Origin of the sequence: Shimia fortis (genome assembly GCF_040225985.1) — a bacterium.
In the GTDB taxonomy this organism is placed as follows: Bacteria; Pseudomonadota; Alphaproteobacteria; order Rhodobacterales; family Rhodobacteraceae; genus Shimia.
In genome coordinates, this window is the sequence record NZ_JBBPEU010000031.1 from 1 (window position 1) to 4,285 (window position 4,285).

General features: G+C 61.3%; 1 protein-coding gene. It reads right to left on the minus strand.

The features are described from left to right. The coding region (locus WNE31_RS18330; RefSeq protein WP_349981388.1) for a beta strand repeat-containing protein at nucleotides 1–4,285 on the minus strand (4,285 nt) is incomplete at both ends.

Below are 4,285 nucleotides of genomic sequence, written 5' to 3' on the forward strand. Positions count from 1 at the left end.
TCCGACGCCGCCAGCGTGCCGGTCGCCGCAAGGACACCGTCCTCGGACACCGCACCCGTCGCCGTGCCGGTGATGACAGGCGCGTCTTCCGCACCAATCACGGTGACCGTCACCGTCTGGGAAACGCTTTCACCATCCGCTGTCTGGGCCGTGACCGAGAACGTCTCGGTCATGGTGTCACCCGCGGCCAGACCTTGCGCAGCCGCATTGTCCAGCGTGTAGGTCCAATTGCCACCAGCATCGACATTGAAGCTGCCATAGGTCCCGGCCGTGCCAGGTTGTGCTATGAAGAACGGTGCGTCTGCCACATCCACATCGGTGGCCACCAGAGCTCCGGTGGCTGCAAGGACACCGTCCTCGGAGACCGAACCCGTTGACGTACCGGTGATGACAGGCGCATCTTCTGCCCCTGATACGGTGATGGTGACCGTCTGGGTCACGGTTTCTCCGTCCATGGTAAGGGCCGTGACAGTGAACACCTCGGTCGCCATGTCAGTTCCCGAGAGGCCTTGGGCAAGCGCGTTGTCCAAGGTGTAGGTCCAGTTGCCACTCATATCCACCTGGAAGGAGCCATAGACACCAGAAGTCCCCGGTTGTGGAACGATGAACGGCGTATCTGCCGCATCGGAGTCGGTCGCAAACAGGCTGCCATTGGCAACAAGGCCTGCATCCTCTTCCACTGCGCCCGTCGTTGTCCCAGAGATGACCGGTGCATCTTCCGTGCCGGTGACCGTAATCGAAACGGTATCCGTGACAGTTTCACCATCAAGTGTTTCGGCGGTGATGGAGAAGTTCTCTGTCACAACCTGACCACCCGAAAGCGACTGTGCGGTGGTGTTGTTCAAGGTATAGGTCCAGTTGCCGGCCCCATCCATCGTGAACGTCCCATAGCCTCCGTCAATCGGGGGTTGCGGTGTAAAGACGGGGATGTCGCCAGTGTCGGCATCTGTCGCAAGCGCGATGCCACTCGCAACCAGGGTTCCGTCTTCCTGGACGGCGCCAGTTGTGGTGCCGCTGATGATTGGCGCGTCCTCGGTGCCCGTTACCGTGATGGTAACCGTCTCGGTGACCGTCTCTCCATCACCAGTGGTTGCTTCGACCGTGAAGACCTCGGTTGTCGAGACCCCGCCCGCCAGAGCCTGCGCCGCCGCGTTATCCAGCGTGTAGGTCCATCCGCTGCCATCGGCCGCGGTGAAGGTGCCATAGGCCCCTGCCGTGGTCTGGGCGGTGATGGTCGGGCTGTCCGCCGCGTCCGCGTCGCTTGTCACCAGCGAACCCGAGGCTGTCAGGATCGTGTCCTCGACGACGGTGCCCGTTGTTGTCGCGGTGATCGTCGGGGCGTCCTCGGACCCCGCGATGGTCACCGTGACGTTTTCGGTTACGGTTTCGCCGTCACCGGTGACAGATGTCACCGTAAAGACCTCGTCAAAGTTTTGACCGCCGCTGAGCGCCTGCGCAGCCGCATTGTCAAGGACATAGGTCCATCCACCTGCCGTGTTCAAGATGAAGGTGCCATAGGTTCCGGCCGTCCCGCTTTGCTCCTGGAAGGTCGGGGTATCGACCGCATCCACATCCGATGTGGCCAGGCTTCCGGTGGCGACAAGGGTGCCATCCTCGGACACATTGCCAGCAACCGTGCCGGTGATGACCGGCGCGTCTTCGTCGCCAGTGATCGTGACGACCACGGTTTCGGTGGCTGTCTCACCGTCGGTCGTGGTGGCTGTGACCGTGAAGCTGTCGGTTGTGGTCTGACCACCCGCCAGGAATTGGACCGAGTTGTTGTCCAGCGTAAATGTCCAGTTGCCCGAGACATCCACGTCAAAGCTGCCATAGGTGCCCACTGTGCCAGTCTGCGCAGTGAAGGTCGGTGTATCGACCCCATCCGCATCGGTCGCCACAAGCGCACCCGTTGCAGTTTGCGTGCCGTCCTCGGCGACGTCACCCGTGGTCGTGCCGGTGATGACAGGGTCATCTTCGGTCCCGGACACGGTGACCGTCACCGTCTGGGCGACAGTCTCGCCATCAACGGTCTGGGCTGTCACCGTGAAGGTCTCGGTCATGACATCGCCACCCGCCAGAGCCTGCGCCACTGCATTGTCCAGCGTGTAGGTCCAGTTGCCCGCGGCATCCACGTCGAAGCTGCCATAGGCGCCCGCCGTGCCGGTCTGGGCAAGGAAGGTCGGCATATCAACCGCATCCGCATCGGTCGCGACAAGTATGCCGGTCGCACTCAACGTGACGTCCTCTTGCACGGCGCCGGTGGCTGTACCGGTGATCTCGGGCGCGTCTTCCGCACCGGTGATCGTCACGGTGACAGTCTGGGTGACGGTTTCACCATCGCCCGTTGTCGCCGTGACCGTGAATACATCGTCTTCGGTCTCGCCACCCGCAACGCTTTGCGCAAGCGCATTGTCCAGCGAGTAGGTCCAGTTGCCGGCCGCGTCCACGACAAAGGTGCCATAGGTACCCATCGTGCCCGGCTGTGCGGTGAAGGTTGGCGTATCCACCGCATCCGCATCGGTCACTGCAAGCGAACCGGAGGCCGTTTGCGTGCCGTCCTCTTCCACGTCGCCAGTGACCACGCCGGTGATTTCAGGCGCGTCTTCAGTACCGGTGATCGTCACGATCACCGTCTGGGTGACGCTTTCACCGTCCGCCGTTGCCGCCGTGACCGTGAAGGTGTCGTCCACGGACTGACCACCCGCCAGGCCCTGCACCGCCGCATTGTCCAGCGTGTAGGTCCAGTTCCCCGAGGCATCCACGTCGAAGCTGCCATAGGTGCCCATCGTGCCGGTTTGCGCCAGGAAGGACGGTGTATCGTCCGAATCCGCATCGGTCGCCACAAGCACACCGGTGGCAGTTTGCGTGCCGTCCTCTACCACGTCGCCCGTCGCCGTGCCGGTGATGACAGGGGCATCTTCACTACCAGTGATCGTGACGATGACATTCTGCGTCACAGATTCACCGTCTGCCGTTTCGGCTGTGACCGGGAAGACCTCGCTTACGATTTCACCACCCGCCAGAAGCTGTGCTGTCGCGTTGTCCAGCGTGTAGGTCCAGTTGCCCGACGCGTCCACTTCGAAGCTGCCATAGGGGCTTGTTGTGCCCGTTTGCACCACGAAGGTCGGCGTATCAACCGCATCCGCATCGGTTACTGTCAAGGTACCGGAGGCGGTTTGCGTGCCGTCCTCTTCCGCGGTGCCGGACGCCGTGCCAGTAATGACAGGGGCATCTTCCGCACCGGTGATGGTGATGGTGACCGGGGTCACCTCGGTGACATCTCCGTCGGTGACGCTGATGTTATAGACCACATCCACGCTTTGGCCCGCACTCAGATACTGCGCTTCGGCGGTTGCCAACGAGAAGGCCCAATTGACATCCCCCGAAATTGGCGTGCCGGACTGGCTGATCGTGAAGGTCGCCGAATCTTGCAGCAATGTGTCAAGGGCGGCGGAAACCGTTGCGCCGTTCTGGCCTGTGGCCGACACAAACGCGACCGAGCTGGTCACGCCATCATCGGCATCCGCATCCACAAAGCTGATCGTGCCGGTGGCCGTTGCGGGCGACATGTCGTCTTCACTGACGGTACCTGCATCATTTCCTGCGGCGAATGTAACGACGGGGCCGTCGTTTGTGCCGTTGACCCGGATATTAATGTAGCCGAGCCACACATCGTTCTGTTCATCCTGAATGGCAACTTGATATACGAACCGCGCCTGTTCGTTGGCATCCAAATAATCAAAATCACCGGCAGCTGCGTCAAACGACCAGTTGAGCGTTCCGGTGGTCGACATGTTGTCGATACCACCGGTAACAGTCAGCATGTCCACCAATTCCGCGTTCGTAAATCCGCCGGGATTCGAGATGACATTGACAGTGATGGGATTTAGCGAAGCGAGCCCCACCGTATCGGTGACATCGACATCCTCGATATCAAGTGTCCCGCTGACTGAGAGGGCCGCGTCGCCCTCTGGAAGAGTCTCAACAGGGTTCGGAGAGGTTATCCTTGGGCGATCATTCGTGCCGGTCACGGTCACGGTAATATCAGCCGAAGCCGAGTCGCCATGTGCATCCGTGACACTCACCGGAATGGTCACCGTAGTGGTTTCACCGACTGCAAGGTACTCGAAATCAGTTGTGCCCGCAGTGAAGGTCACGGTCGAACCGCTGATGCTGGCCGAGCCGAGCGCCGGCTGACCATCCAGCGCATAGGTCAGCGTTGCCGCGGTGTCGTCATTGTCGATATCATCCGCAAGGGTCGAAATATCGAGGGTCACGCCACCGG